This window comes from Serratia sp. BNK-23, from assembly GCF_047456145.1.
Lineage (GTDB): Bacteria > Pseudomonadota > Gammaproteobacteria > Enterobacterales > Enterobacteriaceae > Serratia > Serratia nematodiphila.
The window spans coordinates 3193994-3213409 of the sequence record NZ_CP179900.1 but is presented as its reverse complement, the minus strand read 5'-3'; the positions used below and the strand labels follow the sequence as shown (position 1 = coordinate 3213409).

At 60.7% G+C, this 19416-nt stretch carries 14 protein-coding genes; 6 read left to right on the top strand and 8 right to left on the bottom strand.

The annotated features are described in order from the left end of the window. Positions 1-53: 53 nt before the first annotated feature. The 5 genes from infA to trxB all read right to left on the bottom strand — a co-directional run bounded on the left by infA (position 54) and on the right by trxB (position 5853). On the bottom strand, positions 54-272 hold the full coding sequence (gene infA / locus ACMGF9_RS15285; protein WP_002211347.1) for a translation initiation factor IF-1: 219 nt from the start codon (positions 270-272) through the stop codon (positions 54-56). A gap of 105 nt (positions 273-377) precedes the next feature. Next, the gene (gene aat / locus ACMGF9_RS15280) at positions 378-1103 is read right to left on the bottom strand and encodes a leucyl/phenylalanyl-tRNA--protein transferase (protein ID WP_015377315.1); all 726 of its coding nucleotides are present in this window, start codon (positions 1101-1103) and stop codon (positions 378-380) included. 29 nt (positions 1104-1132) lie between these two features. Beyond that, positions 1133-2872: a heme ABC transporter ATP-binding protein/permease CydC gene (gene cydC / locus ACMGF9_RS15275; protein WP_021504341.1), complete on the bottom strand. Its 1740-nt coding sequence runs from the start codon at positions 2870-2872 to the stop codon at positions 1133-1135. A 2-nt stretch (positions 2873-2874) separates the two neighbouring features. Next, entirely contained in the window at positions 2875-4641 is a 1767-nt protein-coding gene (cydD, locus tag ACMGF9_RS15270) for a heme ABC transporter permease/ATP-binding protein CydD (RefSeq protein WP_414160304.1), read from the bottom strand. A 240-nt stretch (positions 4642-4881) separates the two neighbouring features. Beyond that, positions 4882-5853: a thioredoxin-disulfide reductase gene (gene trxB / locus ACMGF9_RS15265; RefSeq protein ID WP_004928321.1), complete on the bottom strand. Its 972-nt coding sequence runs from the start codon at positions 5851-5853 to the stop codon at positions 4882-4884. 654 nt (positions 5854-6507) lie between these two features. On the opposite strand from trxB, the gene lrp reads away from it, so the two are divergent. From lrp to serS, 5 genes are all read left to right on the top strand, one after another. Beyond that, entirely contained in the window at positions 6508-7002 is a 495-nt protein-coding gene (gene lrp, locus ACMGF9_RS15260) for a leucine-responsive transcriptional regulator Lrp (protein WP_004928318.1), read from the top strand. Between the two features lie 120 nt (positions 7003-7122). Beyond that, positions 7123-10746 carry a DNA translocase FtsK 4TM domain-containing protein gene (locus ACMGF9_RS15255; RefSeq protein WP_075684379.1) on the top strand — a complete coding sequence of 1208 codons (3624 nt, stop codon included), beginning with the start codon at positions 7123-7125 and terminating at the stop codon, positions 10744-10746. Positions 10747-10941: 195 nt separating this feature from the next. After that, the gene (gene lolA, locus ACMGF9_RS15250; RefSeq protein WP_015377319.1) at positions 10942-11553 is read left to right on the top strand and encodes an outer membrane lipoprotein chaperone LolA; all 612 of its coding nucleotides are present in this window, start codon (positions 10942-10944) and stop codon (positions 11551-11553) included. A gap of 67 nt (positions 11554-11620) precedes the next feature. Beyond that, positions 11621-12907 (top strand): replication-associated recombination protein A, encoded by a 1287-nt coding sequence (locus tag ACMGF9_RS15245; protein WP_049870719.1) that lies wholly within the window; start codon positions 11621-11623, stop codon positions 12905-12907. A 109-nt stretch (positions 12908-13016) separates the two neighbouring features. Continuing rightward, the gene (gene serS, locus ACMGF9_RS15240; protein ID WP_015377321.1) at positions 13017-14309 is read left to right on the top strand and encodes a serine--tRNA ligase; all 1293 of its coding nucleotides are present in this window, start codon (positions 13017-13019) and stop codon (positions 14307-14309) included. A 53-nt stretch (positions 14310-14362) separates the two neighbouring features. Here the strand turns inward: serS and ACMGF9_RS15235 are convergent, their stop codons facing one another. Beyond that, positions 14363-14728: a DUF1801 domain-containing protein gene (locus ACMGF9_RS15235; protein WP_015377322.1), complete on the bottom strand. Its 366-nt coding sequence runs from the start codon at positions 14726-14728 to the stop codon at positions 14363-14365. Between the two features lie 163 nt (positions 14729-14891). Between ACMGF9_RS15235 and ACMGF9_RS15230 the strand changes: the two genes are divergently transcribed. Beyond that, on the top strand, positions 14892-16043 hold the full coding sequence (locus tag ACMGF9_RS15230) for an MFS transporter (RefSeq protein ID WP_033654251.1): 1152 nt from the start codon (positions 14892-14894) through the stop codon (positions 16041-16043). A 48-nt stretch (positions 16044-16091) separates the two neighbouring features. Here the strand turns inward: ACMGF9_RS15230 and pflA are convergent, their stop codons facing one another. Together pflA and pflB are read right to left on the bottom strand one after the other, a co-directional pair. Beyond that, complete coding sequence (gene pflA / locus ACMGF9_RS15225) at positions 16092-16832, bottom strand: pyruvate formate lyase 1-activating protein (RefSeq protein WP_015377324.1); 741 nt, start codon at positions 16830-16832, stop codon at positions 16092-16094. A gap of 281 nt (positions 16833-17113) precedes the next feature. Beyond that, a complete protein-coding gene (gene pflB, locus ACMGF9_RS15220; protein WP_004928286.1) occupies positions 17114-19396 on the bottom strand; it encodes a formate C-acetyltransferase in 2283 nt (760 codons plus the stop codon). Positions 19397-19416 lie beyond the last annotated feature (20 nt).

The window sequence follows — 19416 nt, the reverse complement described above, 5'->3', positions numbered from 1 at the left end:
CCGAGGGATATTACATCCTCGATGCCGCCAGCGTGTGGCGCGCGGTGAGCCGATTAACGGCTACGGAAGACAATGCGGCCTTTGCTCAGGTCGTACGGGGTCAGCTCTACAGTGACTTTGTCGCCCGTCAGGATGCGGATATAGTTTTTACGCATTTTACCGGAGATGTGTGCGGTTACCACGTGCCCGTTTTCCAATTCAACGCGGAACATGGTGTTCGGCAGCGTATCAAGAACGGTGCCCTGCATTTCAATATTGTCTTCTTTGGCCATCGAATCCTCTAGGTCTAACTACCTTAGTTTTTAACCGGCAAGATAATGCCGAAAAACCCCCATTATGTAAAGATGTGTCGGTGAACATTGCACCGTTTCCACCAATTAGTTTGCTGGGCAGGGCGGTTCAACCGGCTGTGGGGATATGACTTGCGGCGCCCAGCACGCCGGTGCCAAAGGCCGCCGTTGAAGGGTGCTGAGCTGCTGCAAAAATTGACGGCGAGGAATTTCACGCGCGCCAAGGCGGGCAGTGTGAGCGTTCAGCACCTGGCAGTCAATCAATTCCCCGCCATAAGCGGCAAAATGGCGGCAAAAGGCCATCAATGCGCATTTTGAGGCGTTGGTGACGCGGCTGAACATCGATTCGCCGCAGAACAACGCGCCCTGCGCCACGCCGTACATGCCGCCGACCAGTTGATCATCCTGCCATACCTCCACCGAGTGCGCGTAGCCGAGGCGATGAAGATGTTGATAGGCGCGCTGTACCTCCGGGCCGATCCAGGTGCCTTCATCCGGCCGGTGGGCGCAGGCGGCGATCACTGAGGCGAAGTCGTGATTAAGCGTGATGCGAAACGGGTCGTGGCGCAGAAAGCGTTTCAGGCTGCGGTTGAGATGAAACTCGGCCGGGAACAGCACCGCACGCGGATCGGGTGACCACCACAGAATCGCTTCCCCCGGCGAGTACCAGGGGAAGATGCCGCGCTCGTAGGCTGCCAGCAGCCGTGGCGCCGTGAGGTCGCCGCCGATCGCCAGCAGGCCGTTGGGATCGCGCAGGGCGCCCTCAGGCGAGGGAAACGCCAGCGACTGAGGGGAAAGCTTAACGATGCGCATACAGGGTTTCTGCGTCCTCTACGGGCCGATTACGGCGCCAGGTTGCTGATACGGTTGCGAAAGCGGGCATAGCGGCCCTGCTGGCGCATTAGGGCGGCGTGATCGCCCTGTTCGACAATTTGGCCGTCATCCATTACGCAAATGCGATCGAGATGCTCCAGGCCGTACAGGCGGTGCGTCACCAGGATCAGCGTCTTGCCCTGACAATGCCGGCGCAGCAGCGCCAGGATCTGCTGCTCGGTCTCGGCGTCCAGCCCTTCGGTGGGTTCGTCAAGCAACAGCAGCGGGGCAGGGTGCAGCAGCGCGCGGGCGATGCCCAGCCGGCGCTGTTCGCCGCCGGACAGCTGCCGGCCGCCTTCCCCCAGCCAGGCGTTCAGCCCGCCGTCGCTGTCCAGCAATTTGCCGAGCCCCACCTGCTGCAACACCTCGCTCAGGCGAGCGTCGCCGGCAGCCGGTGCGGCCAGCCGCAGGTTTTCCCGCAGCGTATCGCTAAAGATATGTACTCGCTGGCTGACGACCGTGGTCATTCGACGCAGCGTGGTTTCATCATAATCTTCCAGCGGTTCGCCGTTGAGCAGAATTTTTCCGCCGTCGGTGCGCCAGGCACGGGTCAGCAGCTGCAGCAGGGTGGACTTGCCGCAGCCGGTGCGGCCGAGCAAGGCGATGTGTTCGCCGGCTGCCACCTCGAGCGTGACGTCGCGCAGCACCGGCTGCGGCTGATCGGGGTAGGTGAAGCTCAACTGCCGCAGGCTAAGCTGAGCCCGGTCGGCGGCGGCCGGGCCGACGGCCGGGAAGGAGACTTCCGGTTGGCGATCGATGATCTGTTTGACCCGCGTGGCGGAGGCGATCACCTGGCCGAGGTGCTGGAAGGCGCCGGCCACCGGCATCAGCGCTTCGAACGACGCCAGCGCGGCGAAGACAAACAGCGCGATCAGCGCGCCGGGTTGGGTATCGCCGCCGATGCCGGCGGCGGTCAGCCACAGTAGCAGTGTCACCGTCAGCCCGCTGGCGAGGATCATCAGCGCCTGCGCCTTGCCGCTCAGCGAGGCTTGCTGCCACTGGCGGCGTTGCCACAGCTGTTCGGTGGCGTTCAGCGTCTGGCGGAAGTCGTTGACGGCGCCGAACACCACCAGCTCCGCCTGCCCCTGCAGCCAGGCGGTCAGGTCGGTGCGGTATTGGCCGCGAAGGGCGGTGAGTTGCCCGCCGATCGGTTTGCCGGCGCGATAGAACACCGGCGGCACCAGCAGCAACAGCAGCAACAGAATGCCGCCAAGCGTCAGGGCAAGCGCAGGATCCAGCCAGCTCAGGCCGTAGGTGACCACCAGGATCACCGCCGCCGCGCCTACCAGCGGCGAGATCACCCGCAGATAAAGGTGATCCAGCGTGTCCACGTCCGCCACCAGGCGATTGAGCAGGTCGGCCTGGCGGAAACGGGCGATGCCGCCCGGCGTCAGCGGCAGGATCTTGCTGAAGGTGAACACCCGCAGGTGCGACAGCACGCGGAAGGTGGCGTCGTGGCTGACCACGCGCTCGGCGTAGCGCCCGGCGGTGCGGAAGATCGCCGCGCCGCGCACGCCGGCGGCCGGCAGCATATAGTTGAAGGTCAGCAGGCCCGCCAATCCGGCCAGCGAAGAGGCGGCCAGGAACCAGCCGGAGAGCGCCAGCAGGCCGATGCTGGCCAGCAGGGTGACGATCGCCAAAAGGATGCCCAGGCTAATCAGCAGGCTATGGCGGCGATACAACGCCAAAAACGGCAGCAAAACGCGCATGATTAAAGCTCCCCGCGGCGATGGGCGATCAGCGTGGCGAACAGGCCCGGCTGGGCGCTGAGGGTAGCGTAATCGCCCTGCTGCACGATGCGCCCGTTATCCATCACCCAAATCTGATCGTAGTCTTCGGTATCTTCCAACTGGTGCGTCACCAGCAGGGTGGTTTGCTGATGCGAAGCGGCATTCAACGCCTGCATCACCCGTTGTTCGCTATGGGCATCGAGGCTGGCGGCCGGTTCATCCAGCAGCAGCAAGCGGCGCGGGCCGATCAGCGCCCGGGCGACCGCCACGCGCTGCGCCTGGCCGACCGACAGGCGGGCGGCGTTGTCGCCCACTTCGGTGTCGAGCCCCTGCGGCAGATACGGTAACAGTTCGCTGACGTAGGCGAGCTCCACCGCCTGCTGCAGCTGCGCTTCGTCGGCCTGCGGGCAGCCCAACAGGATATTGGCGCGCAAGGTTTGCGCCGGCAGATGCGGGTTCTGCCCGACCCAGCTCAACTGTTGCCTCCAGTTTTCTGCGGACAGTTCACGCAGCTCGACGCCGTTGACGGTCAACGAGCCGCGGTAGGGCAGAAAGCCGAGCAGCAGATTGAGCAGCGAACTTTTACCGGCGCCGCTCAGCCCGACCAGCGCCACGCGCTGCTGCGGTTGCAGGGTGAAACTCAGCGGCCCGGCCAGCAGCACGCCGTTCGGCGACAGGATTTCCAACGCGTTCGCCTGCAACGTCAGCGGCTGATCGGCGGGCAGCTGCCGCGTGCCGTTGCCCATCTGCTCGCCTTCGGCGCGGAGGAAGGTTTCCAGCGCCTCCGCCGCGCCGACCGCCTGTGCTTTGGCATGGTAGAAGGTGCCGAGATCGCGCAGCGGTTGGAAAAACTCCGGCGCCAGAATCAGCACCAGAAAACCGGAAAACAGCGTTACGCCGAGGCCGTAGCTGCCGAAATTGAGTTCGCCGAGGTAGGAAAAGCCGAAGTACACCGCCACCACGGCGATGGAAATCGAGGCGAAGAACTCCAGTACGCCGGAAGAAAGGAAGGCCATGCGCAGCACTTCCATGGTGCGGCTGCGGAAGTCTTCGGAGGATTTGGCGATTTGCGCGGTTTCGGCCTGCGCGCGGTCGAACAACCGCAGGGTGTCCAGACCGCGCAGGCGGTCGAGGAAGTTGCCGCTCAATCGCGCCAGTGCCACGAAGTTGCGGCGGTTGGCGTCGGCGGCCCCCATACCGACCAGCGCCATGAACAGCGGGATCAGCGGCGCGGTCGCCAACAGAATCAAACCGGCGGCCCAATTGATCGGGAAAACGGCGATCAGGATCAGCAGCGGGATGAAGACCGCCAGATACATCTGCGGCAGATAGCGCGAGTAATAGTCCTGCATATCCTCGATCTGCTCGACGATGATGCTGGCCCAACTGCCCGCCGGTTTGCCCTGGATCCAGGCCGGGCCGAGCTGCTGCAACTTATCCAGCACCTGCTGGCGCATGCGCTGACGGATCACCTGGCCACACTGGAAACCGACCCGCTCCCGCAGCCAGCTCAACAGCGCCCGCAATGCGAACGCGACGATCAGCCAGATAAACGAAGGGATCAGCTGTTCGCGCGGGATGTGCTCGATGATCAGGGCGTGCAGCAGGCTGGCCAGCAGCCACGCCTGCGCCACGATCAGCAGGCCGCTGAACAGCCCCAACAGCATGGAAAGGCGCAGCCAACGCTGCGCTAACGAACTCTGGGTTTTAAGCCAACGGGTTAACTGTTGCTGTCTGGTTTTTTTCATCAGATATGCGTCTGCGTCGCCGGCGCCCGTTTGTTACGGGCTGGGTTAACGTACTGTTAAATAATAGTGTTTGGCGCAATCGGCGACAAACAAGCGAGGCCTCATGTTACCTCGTCACCCGGCAGACTGAAAAGAATAAAGCGGGCAAATATGGCTATAACAGATGGGAAGGAGAGATTGCTAAACCCAGAAACAAAAAAAGCGGCTCGAGAGCCGCTTTTTGCCGATGATGAAAACGTCTTAGCAGACTTCCGCGCCGGCGATGCCGTCCAGGTAACGTTCTGCGTCCAGCGCCGCCATACAGCCGGTGCCGGCGGAAGTGATCGCCTGGCGGTAGACGTGATCCATCACGTCGCCTGCGGCGAAGACGCCGGGGATAGTGGTTTGGGTCGCATTGCCGTGAATGCCGGACTGTACCTTGATGTAGCCGTTTTCCAGCTCCAGCTGGCCGCCGAAGATGCCGGTGTTCGGGCTGTGGCCGATAGCGATGAACACGCCGGCCAGTTCCAGTTCACGGGTTTCGTTTTCCGCTTTGGTGCTGCGGATGCGCACGCCGGTCACGCCCATTTCATCGCCCAGCACTTCGTCCAGCGTATGGTCGGTGTGCAGCACAATGTTGCCGCTTTTCACTTTTTCCATCAGCCGGTCGATCAGGATCTTCTCCGAGCGGAAGCTGTCGCGACGGTGGATCAGGTGAACCTCGGCGGCGATGTTGGACAGGTACAGCGCCTCTTCAACGGCGGTGTTGCCGCCGCCAACCACCGCGACTTTCTGGTTGCGGTAGAAGAAACCGTCGCAGGTCGCGCAGGCGGAAACGCCTTTGCCCTTGAAGGCGTCTTCGGAAGGCAGGCCAAGGTAGCGGGCGGAGGCGCCGGTCGCGATGATCAGCGCGTCGCAGCTGTATTCGCCGCTGTCGCCGAACAGGCGGAACGGACGCTGCTGCAGATCGACGCTGTTGATATGATCGAAGACGATTTCAGTCTGGAACTTCTCCGCGTGCTCGCGCATGCGCTCCATCAGCGCCGGGCCGGTCAGGCCTTCGGCGTCGCCCGGCCAGTTTTCCACTTCGGTGGTGGTGGTCAGCTGGCCGCCTTGCTCCAGACCGGTGATCAGCACCGGATTCAGGTTGGCGCGCGCCGCGTAGACGGCGGCGGTGTAACCGGCCGGGCCGGAGCCCAGAATCAGTAATTTGCTATGTTTAGCCGTGCCCATGAATAACCTCTTTATTCCACAATGGCGGACAATGAAGCCGATTGTAGGGAAAATGGCGCAGTAAAAAAAGCGCCGGGCGACGTTGTTAACGATTTGTATGATAGTTGTCGCCTATTAATGCACCCGCTGTCGGCAAATCGTACGCCGAACGCAGAAATTTACCTTATCAAAGCCGCATTCGGCCGCTGAATCGCCAACCGCGCAAAAACGGCGCATTCTGCGACTTCAGCCGCTCCCCGCCGGGGTTTATCTGCCAGCGATTCATAACCAAAAATGGGATGCAGACTTTTCGTGACGGTACGTTGTTCTGATTTTGCTTCTTTTACTTTGACAATCCGCTGCGCATTTGCGAAAACATCATAGGAAGAAGAAATTATCCCCGTAACACCAGCAAATCGTACGTATTAGCACCGCGAGGCGGCAATGCGCGATGGGTGTGCGGAGCAGAGCGCGCAAGCGTTTGCTGATTTTTTCTCGACCTAAACGTCGTTACCTGCATCGCGCGGAGTTGGACAGACAGGCTGCGCGGCGTGGAATGATGGTAGTGAAGAAGCATATGACAGGCATCGGGTCTTCGCTTGGAACGAACCCTTACACATTGACGTTGGCTAGGGTGTGGCAAGTGCACGGAAGAAAATAAGAGAGACAATAATAATGGCAGACAACAAGAAACGCCCGGGTAAAGATCTTGACCGTATCGACCGCAACATCCTGAATGAGCTGCAGAAGGATGGGCGTATTTCGAACGTCGAGCTTTCGAAGCGCGTGGGGTTATCCCCAACACCATGTTTGGAACGCGTGCGCCGTCTCGAGCGCCAGGGTTTCATTCATGGCTATACCGCATTGCTTAACCCGCATTATCTGGATGCGTCCCTGCTGGTTTTCGTGGAGATCACGCTGAACCGCGGCGCGCCGGATGTGTTTGAGCAATTCAACTCGGCAGTGCAGAAGCTTGAAGAGATTCAGGAGTGTCATCTGGTTTCCGGCGATTTCGACTACCTGTTGAAAACCCGCGTACCGGACATGTCGGCTTACCGCAAATTGCTGGGCGAAACCTTGCTGCGTTTGCCGGGGGTTAACGACACCCGTACCTACGTAGTGATGGAAGAAGTGAAACAGAGTAACCGTCTGGTTATCAAAACACGGTAAGGTGCAGGTGCAAAACCTGATTAAATTGGTTACACTCCTGTTTATTCATACAGTTTCGGCGCCGGGGCAGTTTCTCGGCGCTGTTGCTATGTCAGCTAACAGGAACCTGGAGAGCCTTTCTTGAGCCAGGAATATACAGAAGATAAAGAAGTTACCCTGAAAAGACTCAGCAGTGGCCGGCGTTTGCTGGAAGCTGTGCTTATCGTGGTAGCGATTTTTGCCGTTTACCTCATGGCTGCGTTGGTCAGTTTCAATCCGTCTGACCCAAGCTGGTCGCAGACCGCGTGGCATGAGCCGATTCACAATCTGGGCGGCGGTGTCGGGGCCTGGTTGGCCGATACGCTGTTCTTCACCTTCGGGGTGCTCGCCTACGCGATACCGCCGATCATGCTGGTCCTGTGCTGGGCGGCTTATCGCCAACGCAGCAACAGAGACTACATCGACTATTTCGCGCTTTCCCTGCGCCTGATCGGCACCCTGGCGTTAGTGCTCACCTCCTGCGGGCTGGCGGCGCTGAACGTCGACGATCTCTATTACTTCGCTTCCGGCGGCGTGATCGGCAGCCTGCTGAGCAACGCCATGTTGCCGTGGTTCAACGGCATCGGCGCTACGCTGGCGCTGCTGTGCGTATGGGCGGCGGGGTTGACGCTGTTTACCGGCTGGTCCTGGCTGGTGATCGCCGAGAAGATCGGCGGGGCGGTGCTGGGCGTCGCGACGGTGATGACCAATCGCTCACGTCGCGAAGAGCGTTATTTTGAGGATGACGAGCGTTACGTCGACGACGAGCCTGAGCAGGCAGGGAAGGGCGCCGCCGCAGCGGTTGCCGCGACCGCCGCCGGAGCCGCGGCCGCCGATGACGACGTGCTATTCTCCGCGCCTTCGGTCACCGAAAGCGCCAAAGCGGCGGCGGAAGACGCCGCCGATCCGTTGCTCAGCGGCCTGCGCGCCGACGATGGCGAGCTTGAAGCAGAAGCCGCATCCATCGCGCCGGCGGCTTCGCCTGCACCGGCGGTGAAGGCAGAGATCCACGAGCCCGTTGCAGCGCCGATCGCCACACAGGCGCCGTCGGTGACGGTGGCGCCGGCCGCGCCGGCCTCTGTCAATCAGCACCCGGTGAGCGCCCCGGCGCAAGACGCTACGCCGCCGCTGTATTCCTTCGAGATCCCGGAAGAAACGCCCGCGCCTAAGGCGACGCGTCCTGTCGATCCTTATCAGGATGACGATGAGCCGCGCCTCGGCAACTGGCAAGAGCCGGCCGCACCGCAGCCGCCGGCGCGTTCTCCCTTTGATTTTACCGCCGCACAGCGTGACAGCGTCGACATCGGCAATTCGAGCGGTTTCAGCGCCACCGGCGCCAAACCGCAGCCGGATACGGCGGCAGCCGCTGCTGCTGCAGGTGCCGCGGCGGCGACCTTTATGCCGGCCTTCACGGCGACCAGCGACGGCAATCCGCAGGTTAAGCAGGGCATCGGCCCTGAACTGCCGCGGCCGAATCCGGTGCGCATCCCGACCCGTCGCGAACTGGCTTCCTACGGCATCAAGCTGCCTTCGCAGCGTGCGGCCGAACAGGAGCAGCGCCAGACAGAGGCGGTGGTGAACCCGCAGGAAGAAGAGGCGCTACAGGAAGCCGCGCTGCGTCAGGCGTTTGCCGAGCAGCAAAGCCAGCGCTATGGCGAAAGCTACGCGTCTGAGCAACAAGATGACGAGAGCGCATTGCAGGAAGCCGAGCTGAGCAAGGCGTTTGCCGAGCAGCAGCACCAACGCTACGGCGAAGGCTATCAACAGGACGACGAAGAGGAGCAGCAGCAGGCGCGCTACGGCCAGCAAGCACCTGCTCCGCAGGCACCGGCCACCAGCCCGATCGATACCCGCAATGCTTTCAGCTTCTCGCCGATGGCGGATCTGGTGGACGATGGCCCGAGCGAGCCAATGTTCACGCTGTCCCCGCAGCTTGAAGAGCGCATTGAACAGCAAAGCGAGCAAGAGGACGATGTGCCGTTCGGTCAGTTTGAGCCTGTGGCGCCTGCGGCTCAACCTCAGCAATCGCATCAGCCGCCTCAACAATACCAACAGCCGCCGCAGCAATACCAGCAGCCGCAGCAACAGCAGTATCAACAGCCGTCGCAGCCGCAATATCAGCAGCCGCAGCAACCGGCGCAGCAGCAGCCTCAGCAAGCTCAGGCCGAGCAACATCCGGCGATGGACAGCCTGATTCACCCGTTCCTGATGCGCAACGATCAGCCGCTGCAGAAGCCGACCACGCCGCTGCCGACGTTGGATCTGTTGACCGAAGCGCCGAAAGAGGTGGAGCCGGTCGATTCCTTCGCGCTGGAACAGAAGGCGCGCCTGGTGGAGGCCAGCCTGGCTGATTACCGCGTGAAAGCCGACGTGGTGGACATCCTGCCGGGGCCGGTCATCACCCGCTTCGAGCTGGATCTGGCACCGGGCGTTAAAGCGGCGCGCATTTCCAACCTGTCGCGCGATCTGGCGCGCTCGCTGTCGACTTCGGCGGTGCGCGTGGTGGAAGTCATCCCCGGCAAGCCTTATGTCGGTCTGGAGCTGCCGAACGCCAAACGGCAAACGGTGTATCTGCGCGAAGTGCTGGATTGCCCGGCTTTCCGTGACAATCCGTCGCCGCTGTCCATCGTATTGGGTAAAGACATCTCCGGCGAACCGGTAGTGGCCGATCTGGGCAAAATGCCGCACTTGCTGGTCGCCGGTACCACCGGTTCCGGTAAGTCGGTCGGGGTCAACGCCATGATCCTGAGCATCTTGTATAAGGCCACGCCGAAAGAAGTGCGCTTTATCATGATCGACCCGAAAATGCTGGAGCTGTCGGTTTACGAAGGCATTCCACACCTGTTGACCGACGTGGTCACCGACATGAAAGACGCCGCCAACGCGCTGCGCTGGTGCGTGGGTGAAATGGAACGCCGCTACAAGCTGATGTCAGCTCTGGGCGTGCGTAACCTGGCCGGCTACAACGAGCGCGTCGATCAGGCCGAAGCGATGGGGCGTCCGATCCCGGATCCATTCTGGAAGCCGACCGACAGCATGGACATCACGCCGCCGGTGCTGGAGAAAGAGCCGTACATCGTGGTGATGGTCGACGAATTCGCCGATCTGATCATGACGGTGGGCAAGAAGGTCGAAGAGTTGATCGCTCGCCTGGCGCAGAAAGCGCGTGCGGCGGGTATCCACCTGGTGCTGGCGACCCAGCGTCCGTCGGTGGATGTGATCACCGGCCTGATCAAGGCCAACATCCCGACGCGTATCGCCTTTACCGTGTCGAGCAAGATCGACTCTCGCACCATCCTCGATCAGGGGGGCGCCGAGTCCTTGCTGGGCATGGGTGATATGCTTTATCTGGCGCCGAACTCCTCGATCCCGGTGCGCGTACATGGCGCATTCGTGCGCGATCAGGAAGTGCATGCGGTGGTCAAGGATTGGAAAGCGCGCGAGCGGCCCCAATATAAAGAGGGCATTCTCAGCGGCGGTGAAGACGGCGAGGGCGGTGCCGGCGGCGGCATGGACGGTGACGAAGAGCTGGATCCGCTGTTTGACCAGGCGGTGGATTTCGTGGTGGATAAACGCCGCGCCTCCATCTCCGGCGTACAGCGCCAGTTCCGTATCGGCTACAACCGCGCGGCGCGCATCATCGAACAGATGGAGGCGCAGGGCATCGTCAGTGAGCAGGGGCATAACGGCAACCGCGAGGTGCTGGCGCCGCCGCGGCATGACTGATGGTTTAGCCGTTGCAATTCAATAAGAAAGGGCCGCTTAAGCGGCCCTTGTGCAAAGAAGCGTAAACCCGTTTCTTCTCGGAACATTGGCCTACCGGCCGATCGCCGGCTTCAGGTAAAGTAACGGGAGTAAAGGGTTGATTGACCCGCACGGCGTCGCCCTGCGGTTAACGCATTTCATAAGGTATCTGGAATAATGAAAAAACTGTTAGTTGCCTGCTGTCTGCTTTCGGGATTCGCTTCTACCTCCGTGCTGGCCGATGCCGCACAGGATCTGCAAAGTCGCCTGGCGAAGGTGAACAGTTTCCACGCCAGCTTCTCGCAAACCGTGACCAGCGCCGAAGGCGCCGCGGTGCAACAGGGTGAAGGCGAGCTGTGGGTGAAGCGGCCGAACCTGTTCAACTGGCACATGACCTCACCCGATGAGAGCGTGCTGGTCTCCGATGGCCAAACCCTGTGGTTTTACAACCCGTTCGTCGAGCAGGTGACGGCGACCTGGTTGAAGAACGCCACCGGCAATACGCCGTTTATGCTGATCACCCGCAACAATGCCAGCGACTGGAAACAGTACAACGTGAAGCAAAAGGGCGATGATTTCGAGCTGACGCCGAAATCCGCCAGCGGCAACCTGAAGCAATTCGCCATCAGCGTGACCAACAGCGGCACCATCCGCAGCTTCGCCGCGGTGGAGCAGGATGGCCAGCGCAGCGCTTATACGCTGAAAAGCCAGCAGAACGTTGCCGCCGATCCGGCCAAATTCAAATTTACCCCGCCGAAGGGGGTGACGCTGGACGACCAGCGCCAGTGAGGTGCAAGTGAGTAATAATCTGTCGCTCGATTTTTCCCAGAACGAGTTCCAGCCGTTGGCCGCGCGCATGCGGCCGACCACGCTGGCGCAGTATATCGGCCAGCAGCATCTGCTGGCCGCCGGCAAGCCGCTGCCGCGCGCCATCGAGGCCGGGCAGTTGCACTCGATGATTTTATGGGGGCCGCCGGGCACCGGGAAGACGACGCTGGCAGAGCTGATCGGCCGTTATGGTCAGGCGGATGTCGAACGGATCTCCGCCGTGACCTCCGGCATCAAGGAGATCCGCGAGGCGATCGAACGGGCGCGGCAAAACCGCGACGCCGGCCGCCGCACTATTCTGTTCGTCGATGAAGTGCACCGCTTCAACAAAAGTCAGCAGGACGCCTTCCTGCCGCACATTGAAGACGGCACCATCACCTTTATCGGCGCCACTACCGAAAACCCGTCGTTCGAATTGAACTCGGCGCTGCTGTCGCGCGCCCGCGTGTATCTGCTTAAGGCGCTGACCGCCGAAGATATCGGCCAGGTGCTGGATCAGGCGATGAACGACAAGGCGCGCGGCTTTGGCGGCCAGAACGTCGAGCTGCCCGCGGAAACGCGCCGCCTGCTGTCGGAGCTGGTGGGCGGCGATGCGCGCCGGGCGCTGAACAGCCTGGAAATGATGGCGGACATGGCGGAGCTCGACGCCAAAGGCGTGCGGGTGCTGACGCCGCAGCTGCTGAAAGAGGTGTCGGGCGAGCGCAGCGCGCGCTTCGACAACAAGGGCGACCGTTATTACGACCTGATTTCCGCGCTGCATAAATCGGTGCGCGGTTCGGCGCCGGACGCCGCGCTGTATTGGTATGCGCGCATCATTACCGCCGGCGGCGATCCGCTCTATGTGGCGCGCCGTCTGTTGGCGATCGCCTCTGAAGACGTGGGCAACGCCGATCCGCGCGGCATGCAGGTGGCGATCGCCGCCTGGGATTGCTTCACCCGCGTGGGGCCGGCGGAGGGCGAGCGCGCCATCGCGCAGGCGATTGTTTACCTGGCCTGCGCGCCGAAGAGCAACGCGGTTTACACCGCGTTCAAGGCCGCCATGCGCGACGCCAGGGAGCAGGCCGATTATGACGTGCCGGAGCATTTGCGCAACGCGCCGACCAAGCTGATGAAGGAGATGGGGCTGGGGGCGGAGTACCGTTACGCCCACGACGAACCCAACGCCTACGCCGCCGGCGAGAACTACTTCCCGCCCGAAATGGCCCATACGCGCTACTACCAACCGACCTCGCGCGGGCTGGAAGGGAAAATCGGCGAAAAGTTGGCATGGCTGGCTGAGCAGGATCAAAATAGCCCGACAAAACGCTACCGCTAGCGTGGCCGTTGCGGTAAGGTTAGCGGGTATCACTCTTCTTTTATGCGGCTATAAATCAGCCGCATAGAACAACAACACTTCTTTCAATAACAACAAGCACAGGATTAGCATGCTCGATCCCAATCTGCTGCGTAATGAGCTAGACGCAGTCGCCGTCAAACTGGCTCGCCGAGGCTTTAAACTCGATCTGGATCTGCTGCGTTCGCAGGAAGAACGCCGCAAAGTTCTGCAGGTAGAAACTGAAACGCTGCAAGCGGAACGCAACTCCCGATCGAAATCCATCGGCGCGGCCAAAGCGCGTGGGGAAGACATCGAGCCGCTGCGTCGCGAAGTGAACGAGCTGGGTGACAAGCTGGATGCCGCCAAGGCGGCGCTGGATGCGCTGCAAAGCGAGATCCGCGATTACGCCCTGACGCTGCCTAACCTGCCGGACGACGCGGTGCCGGACGGTAAAGACGACAGCGAAAACCTGGAAGTCACCCGCTGGGGCGAACCGCGCCAGTACGACTTCGCGGTGCGCGATCACGTCGATCTGGGCGAAATGGCCGGCGGGCTGGATTTTGCCGCCGCAGTTAAGCTGACCGGTTCGCGTTTCGTGGTGATGAAAGGGCAAATCGCCCGCATGCACCGCGCGCTGTCCCAGTTCATGCTGGATCTGCACACCGAGCAGCATGGCTATCTGGAGGCCTACGTGCCTTATCTGGTCAACCACGCCACGCTGTACGGCACCGGTCAGCTGCCGAAGTTCGGCGAAGATCTGTTCCATACCCGCCCGCTGGAAGAAGAAGCCGACAGCAGCAACTACGCGCTGATCCCAACGGCGGAAGTGCCGCTGACCAACCTGGTGCGCGACGAGATCGTGGAAGAGGAAACTCTGCCGCTGAAGATGACCGCACACACGCCATGCTTCCGTGCGGAAGCCGGTTCTTACGGCCGCGACACCCGTGGTTTGATCCGCATGCACCAGTTCGACAAGGTTGAAATGGTGCAGATCGTCCGTCCGGAAGATTCGATGGATGCCCTGGAAGAGCTGACCGGCCACGCGGAAAAAGTGCTGCAGTTGCTGAACTTGCCTTACCGCAAGGTGCTGCTGTGCACCGGCGACATGGGCTTCGGCGCGTGCAAGACTTACGATCTGGAAGTGTGGCTGCCGGCGCAGGATACCTACCGCGAGATCTCGTCCTGCTCTAACATGTGGGACTTCCAGGCGCGTCGCATGCAGGCGCGCTGCCGCAGCAAGGCCGACAAGAAACCGCGTCTGGTTCACACGCTGAACGGCTCCGGCCTGGCGGTCGGCCGTACACTGGTGGCGGTGCTGGAAAACTACCAGCAGGCCGACGGTCGCATTCAGGTGCCTGAAGTGCTGCGTCCTTATATGGGCGGCCTGGAATATATCGGCTGAACAGCCAATCACTAGAAAAAAGCGCCTGCGGGCGCTTTTTTTATGTCGAGAATTCAGCCTTTCGCCAGCGCGTAGGCTTGTTTAATGTAGTCCGCCAGGTGCTTGCTTTTCACTTCGGCGGGCGAGTGAAGCTTGATGTGCCGCCGATATTGGCCGTTGCCTTCAAGTTGCTGATAGCGATCTTCCAGTCGGTGCCCTTGGCCGAATTCCACCGTGACGTGATTGCGGTAGGCGAAAACGCCGCAGAAAAATTGAGTATGCGAGAACATGATGCCGCCGTATTTGACCGATTCGCTGACGCCACTGCCGCTCGCCGTGGCGATCCGGCGCACCTGTTGTACGATCTCCAGCAGCTCGCCGTGCGTGCTGCCGATGTCCGCCAGCAAGGTCTCGACCGCCGCATTATTTGCCTGACTCATCTCGCTTCTCCGTCGTCAAATCCGCTCTGCGCTGAGCATAACGCTTTTTCGGTCGTTTGGTCGGAAACAAATCGTGCGCTGGAATGATAAGAGGCGATTGACTTTTTTATCGCCAGTGGCATGATGCGCGCACTCTCATTGCGCGTTCGGTCACAATTTCACTATGTCCGCATACTCCCGCCCAGTGCTCCTGTTGCTCTGCGGCCTGTTGTTGCTCACGGTATCCATTGCCGTTTTGAATACGTTAGTGCCTCTTTGGTTAACCCATGCTCAGCTGTCGACCTGGCAAGTGGGAATGGTCAGCTCCTCCTATTTCAGCGGCAACCTGTTGGGCACGTTGGTGGCGGGTAAACTGATCCAGCGCGTCGGCTTCACCCGCAGCTACCATCTCTCCTGTTTGTTGTTCGCCGCCGCGACCGCCGGCATGGTGCTGTCGATCGATTTCTGGAGCTGGCTGGGCTGGCGCTTCTTCGCCGGCGTCGGTTGCGCCTGGATCTGGGTGATTGTGGAAAGCGCGCTGCTGCGCAGCGGCAATCTCAGCAACCGCGGCCAGCTGCTGGCGGCCTATATGATTGTCTATTACCTCGGTACGGTGACCGGCCAATTGCTGTTGAGCATGACCTCGACCGAATTGCTGCACGTGGTGCCGTGGGTGACCGCGATTGTGATCAGCGCCATGCTGCCGATGCTGTTCGCGCGGGTCAACCGCCATGAAGACGAGCCGCAGCAGGCGGCGGTGTGGACAATGTTGAGACGCCGCAGCGCGCGCCTCGGCATCAACGGCTGCATCATCTCCGGCATCGTGCTCGGTTCGCTGTACGGCCTGATGCCGCTGTACCTCTCTCATCAGGGCATGAGCGACGCCAACGTCGGTTACTGGATGGCGCTGCTGGTCAGCTCCGGCATCGTCGGCCAATGGCCGGTCGGGCGTCTGGCCGATCGTTACGGGCGCCTGCTGGTGCTGCGCATTCAGGTGTTCGTAGTGATCCTCGCCAGCGTGGCGATGCTCGGCAACTACGCCATGGCGCCTTCACTGTTCATCCTCGGCTGCGCCGGCTTTACCCTGTATCCGGTGGCGATGTCCTGGGCCTGTGAGAAGGCAATGCCGCACGAACTGGTGGCGATGAATCAGGCGCTGTTGATGAGCTACACCATCGGCAGCCTACTGGGTCCGTCGATGACGGCGCTGCTGATGCAGAACTACTCTGACCGCGTACTGTTCGTGATGATCGCCGCCGTGGCGCTGGTTTACCTGCTGATGCTGCTGAAGAAGCAGAAGCCGGATCACCATCACACGCCGTTCGCCGCCGCCTGAGCATAAAAAAACCGGCTATGAGCCGGTTTTTCTTTGGCGCTGCGCCAATCAGTAAATCACTTTGTGGCCGTAGCTTTCCAGGATGCCTTTGACGCGATCCATGGTCTCGGCCTTCGGCGGATGAACGCCGTCCAGCTTGTACTCTTCCCCCATCGCCACCCATTTGTGCTTGCCCAGTTCGTGGTAGGGCAGCAGCTCGATTTTCTCGATGTTGGTCATGTCTTTGGTGAACTCGCCCAGCAGGTGCGCCGATTTATCGTCGTCTGACCAACCCGGCACCACCACGTAGCGGATCCAGGTGCGCTGGTTGCGTTTCGCCAGGTAGCGGGCGAATTCCAGCGTGCGATGGTTGGAAACGCCGACCAGATTCTGGTGGATCTCATCGTTCATCTGTTTCAGATCCAGCATCACCAGATCGGTAGTGTCCAGCAGCTCGTCGATCACCGGATCGTAGCGGCGCACGAAGCCGTTGGTATCCAGACAGGTATTGATGCCTTCGGCGTGGCAGGCGCGGAACCAGTCGCGCACGAATTCAGCCTGCAGGATCGCTTCGCCGCCGGACGCGGTCACGCCGCCGCCGGAAGCGTTCATGAAGTGGCGGTAGGCCACCGCGTCTTTCATCAGCTCTTCGACGGTCACTTCTTTGCCGCCGTGGGTATCCCAGGTGTCGCGGTTATGGCAATAGAGGCAGCGCATCAGGCAGCCTTGGAAGAAGACGATAAAGCGGATCCCTGGCCCGTCGACGGTGCCGCAGGATTCGAAGGAGTGGATGCGACCAGTTACTGACATTGCGGGGTTTTCTCCAATATTGACTGTCAAACGCAGTCTAAAAATAGGCGCGTGGCCGCCGGCCAGGTATCTGCGATGCAGTGGCGGAGTGAGCCCGCCACCGGGGGTAATGATGCCTGTCGGCCGGTCAGTTGCCGGATAACTGTTTTGCCGGCTATCCATTCAGTATAGATGTCCGGCAAAACAGACTCGTACAGAGTCAGGGGAGAGCGGTGGGAGAAAAGGGCCGGCAGAACCGGCCCTGACGTTGCTACCGAGCGGTTTCCCGCCCGGCTGGCGCATTACATCGTTTGAGTGAAGGTACGAGTAATGACGTCCTGCTGTTGCTCTTTGGTCAGCGAGTTGAAGCGCACGGCGTAACCGGAGACGCGGATGGTCAGCTGAGGGTATTTCTCAGGGTTTTCCATCGCGTCCAGCAGCATTTCGCGGTTCATTACGTTGACGTTCAGATGCTGACCGCCCTCGATGGAGGCTTCATGGTGGAAGTAACCATCCATCAGGCCCGCCAGGTTGGCTTTACGCACGTCGTCGTCTTTACCCAGCGCGTTAGGCACGATGGAGAAGGTGTAGGAGATCCCGTCTTTCGCGTAGGCAAACGGCAGTTTGGCTACCGAGGTCAGGGAGGCGACTGCGCCTTTCTGGTCACGGCCGTGCATCGGGTTGGCGCCTGGGCCGAATGGTGCGCCGGCGCGGCGGCCATCCGGGGTGTTACCGGTTTTCTTACCGTACACCACGTTGGATGTGATGGTCAGTACGGACTGGGTCGGTACCGCGTTGCGGTAGGTGCGCAGTTTCTGAATTTTCTTCATGAAACGCTCAACTAGGTCGCAGGCGATGTCATCGACGCGGGCGTCGTTGTTACCGAACTGCGGATACTCGCCTTCCACTTTGAAGTCGATAGCCAGGCCGTCTTCGTCGCGAATGGTGGTGACTTTCGCGTACTTGATGGCGGACAGGGAGTCGGCCGCCACGGACAGACCGGCGATGCCGCAAGCCATGGTGCGATAAACGTCACGGTCATGCAGCGCCATCAGCGCAGCTTCGTAGCTGTACTTGTCGTGCATGTAGTGAATGATGTTCAGCGCGGTCACGTACTGCTTGGCCAGCCAATCCATAAAGTGGTCCATGCGCGCCATGACTTTGTCATAGTCCAACACTTCGTCCATCATCGGCGCTTCTTTCGGGCCGACCTGCATTTTCAGTTTTTCGTCAACGCCGCCGTTGATGGCGTACAGCATGGTTTTCGCCAGGTTGGCGCGGGCGCCGAAGAACTGCATTTGTTTGCCGACGATCATCGGGCTGACGCAGCAAGCGATGGCGTAGTCATCGTTGTTGAAGTCAGGGCGCATCAGGTCGTCGTTTTCGTACTGAACGGAAGAGGTGTCGATGGACACTTTCGCCGCGAATTTCTTGAAGTTCAGCGGCAGCTTCTCAGACCACAGGATGGTCATGTTTGGCTCCGGAGACGGCCCCATGGTGTACAGGGTGTTCAGGAAGCGGAAGCTGTTTTTGGTGACCAGGGTACGGCCGTCGACGCCCATACCGGCCAGGGACTCAGTCGCCCAGATTGGGTCGCCGGAGAACAGCTCATCGTACTCAGGGGTACGCAGGAAGCGCACCATACGCAGTTTCATCACCAGGTGGTCGATCAGCTCCTGCGCTTGTTCTTCGGTCAGTTTGCCCGCCTTGATGTCGCGCTCGATGAACACGTCGAGGAAGGTGGACACGCGGCCGAAGGACATGGCGGCGCCGTTCTGGGATTTCACCGCGGCCAGGTAGCCGAAGTAGGTCCACTGCACCGCTTCTTGCGCGCTGGTGGCTGGGCCGGAGATGTCGTAACCGTATTTGGCGGCCATCTCTTTGATCTGAGCCAGAGCGCGATGCTGTTCAGCGATCTCTTCGCGCAGCTGGATGGTCATTTCCAGGTCTTCGCCGTTTTCCAGTTTTTCCTGCAGCGATTTGAACTGGTTCAGCTTGTCGGCCATCAGGAAGTCGATACCGTACAGCGCAACGCGGCGGTAGTCGCCGATGATGCGGCCGCGGCCGTAGGCGTCCGGCAGACCGGTCAGCACGCCGGATTTACGGCAGTTCAGGATGTCTTTGGTGTAAACGTCGAATACGCCCTGGTTGTGGGTTTTGCGGTATTCGGTGAACACTTTTTTCAGCTGCGGATCCAGTTCGCGGCCGTACACTTTGCACGAACCTTCGACCATTTTGATGCCGCCGAACGGGATCAGCGCGCGTTTCAGCGGGGCGTCGGTCTGCAGACCCACGATGGTTTCCAGCTCTTTGGCGATGTAACCCGCGTCGTGAGAAACGATGGTTGAAGCAACGTTGGTGTCGAAATCAACCGGCGCATGAGTGCGGTTTTCCAGTTTGATCCCTTCCATAACCTTGTCCCACAAGGTGGTGGTGGCTTGAGTAGCGCCAGCCAGGAAGGATTCGTCACCCTCATAAGGCGTGTAGTTTTTCTGGATGAAGTCACGAACGTTGACTTCATTCTGCCAGTCACCCTTGCTGAAACCTTCCCAAGCGTTGGCTAATTTCTCGTTAAGTTCGGTCATTGTACACCTACCTTTGATTG

Bases quoted from the DNA above. Each gene is read 5' to 3' on its own strand.
- cydC (WP_021504341.1), bottom strand. From the start codon at position 2,872: ATGCGCGTTTTGCTGCCGTTTTTGGCGTTGTATCGCCGCCATAGCCTG.
- ACMGF9_RS15235 (WP_015377322.1), bottom strand. From the start codon at position 14,728: ATGAGTCAGGCAAATAATGCGGCGGTCGAGACCTTGCTGGCGGACATC.
- ACMGF9_RS15230 (WP_033654251.1), top strand. From the start codon at position 14,892: ATGTCCGCATACTCCCGCCCAGTGCTCCTGTTGCTCTGCGGCCTGTTG.
- trxB (WP_004928321.1), bottom strand. From the start codon at position 5,853: ATGGGCACGGCTAAACATAGCAAATTACTGATTCTGGGCTCCGGCCCG.
- ACMGF9_RS15245 (WP_049870719.1), top strand. From the start codon at position 11,621: ATGCGGCCGACCACGCTGGCGCAGTATATCGGCCAGCAGCATCTGCTG.
- lrp (WP_004928318.1), top strand. From the start codon at position 6,508: ATGGCAGACAACAAGAAACGCCCGGGTAAAGATCTTGACCGTATCGAC.
- lolA (WP_015377319.1), top strand. From the start codon at position 10,942: ATGAAAAAACTGTTAGTTGCCTGCTGTCTGCTTTCGGGATTCGCTTCT.
- aat (WP_015377315.1), bottom strand. From the start codon at position 1,103: ATGCGCATCGTTAAGCTTTCCCCTCAGTCGCTGGCGTTTCCCTCGCCT.
- pflB (WP_004928286.1), bottom strand. From the start codon at position 19,396: ATGACCGAACTTAACGAGAAATTAGCCAACGCTTGGGAAGGTTTCAGC.
- pflA (WP_015377324.1), bottom strand. From the start codon at position 16,832: ATGTCAGTAACTGGTCGCATCCACTCCTTCGAATCCTGCGGCACCGTC.
- cydD (WP_414160304.1), bottom strand. From the start codon at position 4,641: ATGAAAAAAACCAGACAGCAACAGTTAACCCGTTGGCTTAAAACCCAG.
- serS (WP_015377321.1), top strand. From the start codon at position 13,017: ATGCTCGATCCCAATCTGCTGCGTAATGAGCTAGACGCAGTCGCCGTC.
- infA (WP_002211347.1), bottom strand. From the start codon at position 272: ATGGCCAAAGAAGACAATATTGAAATGCAGGGCACCGTTCTTGATACG.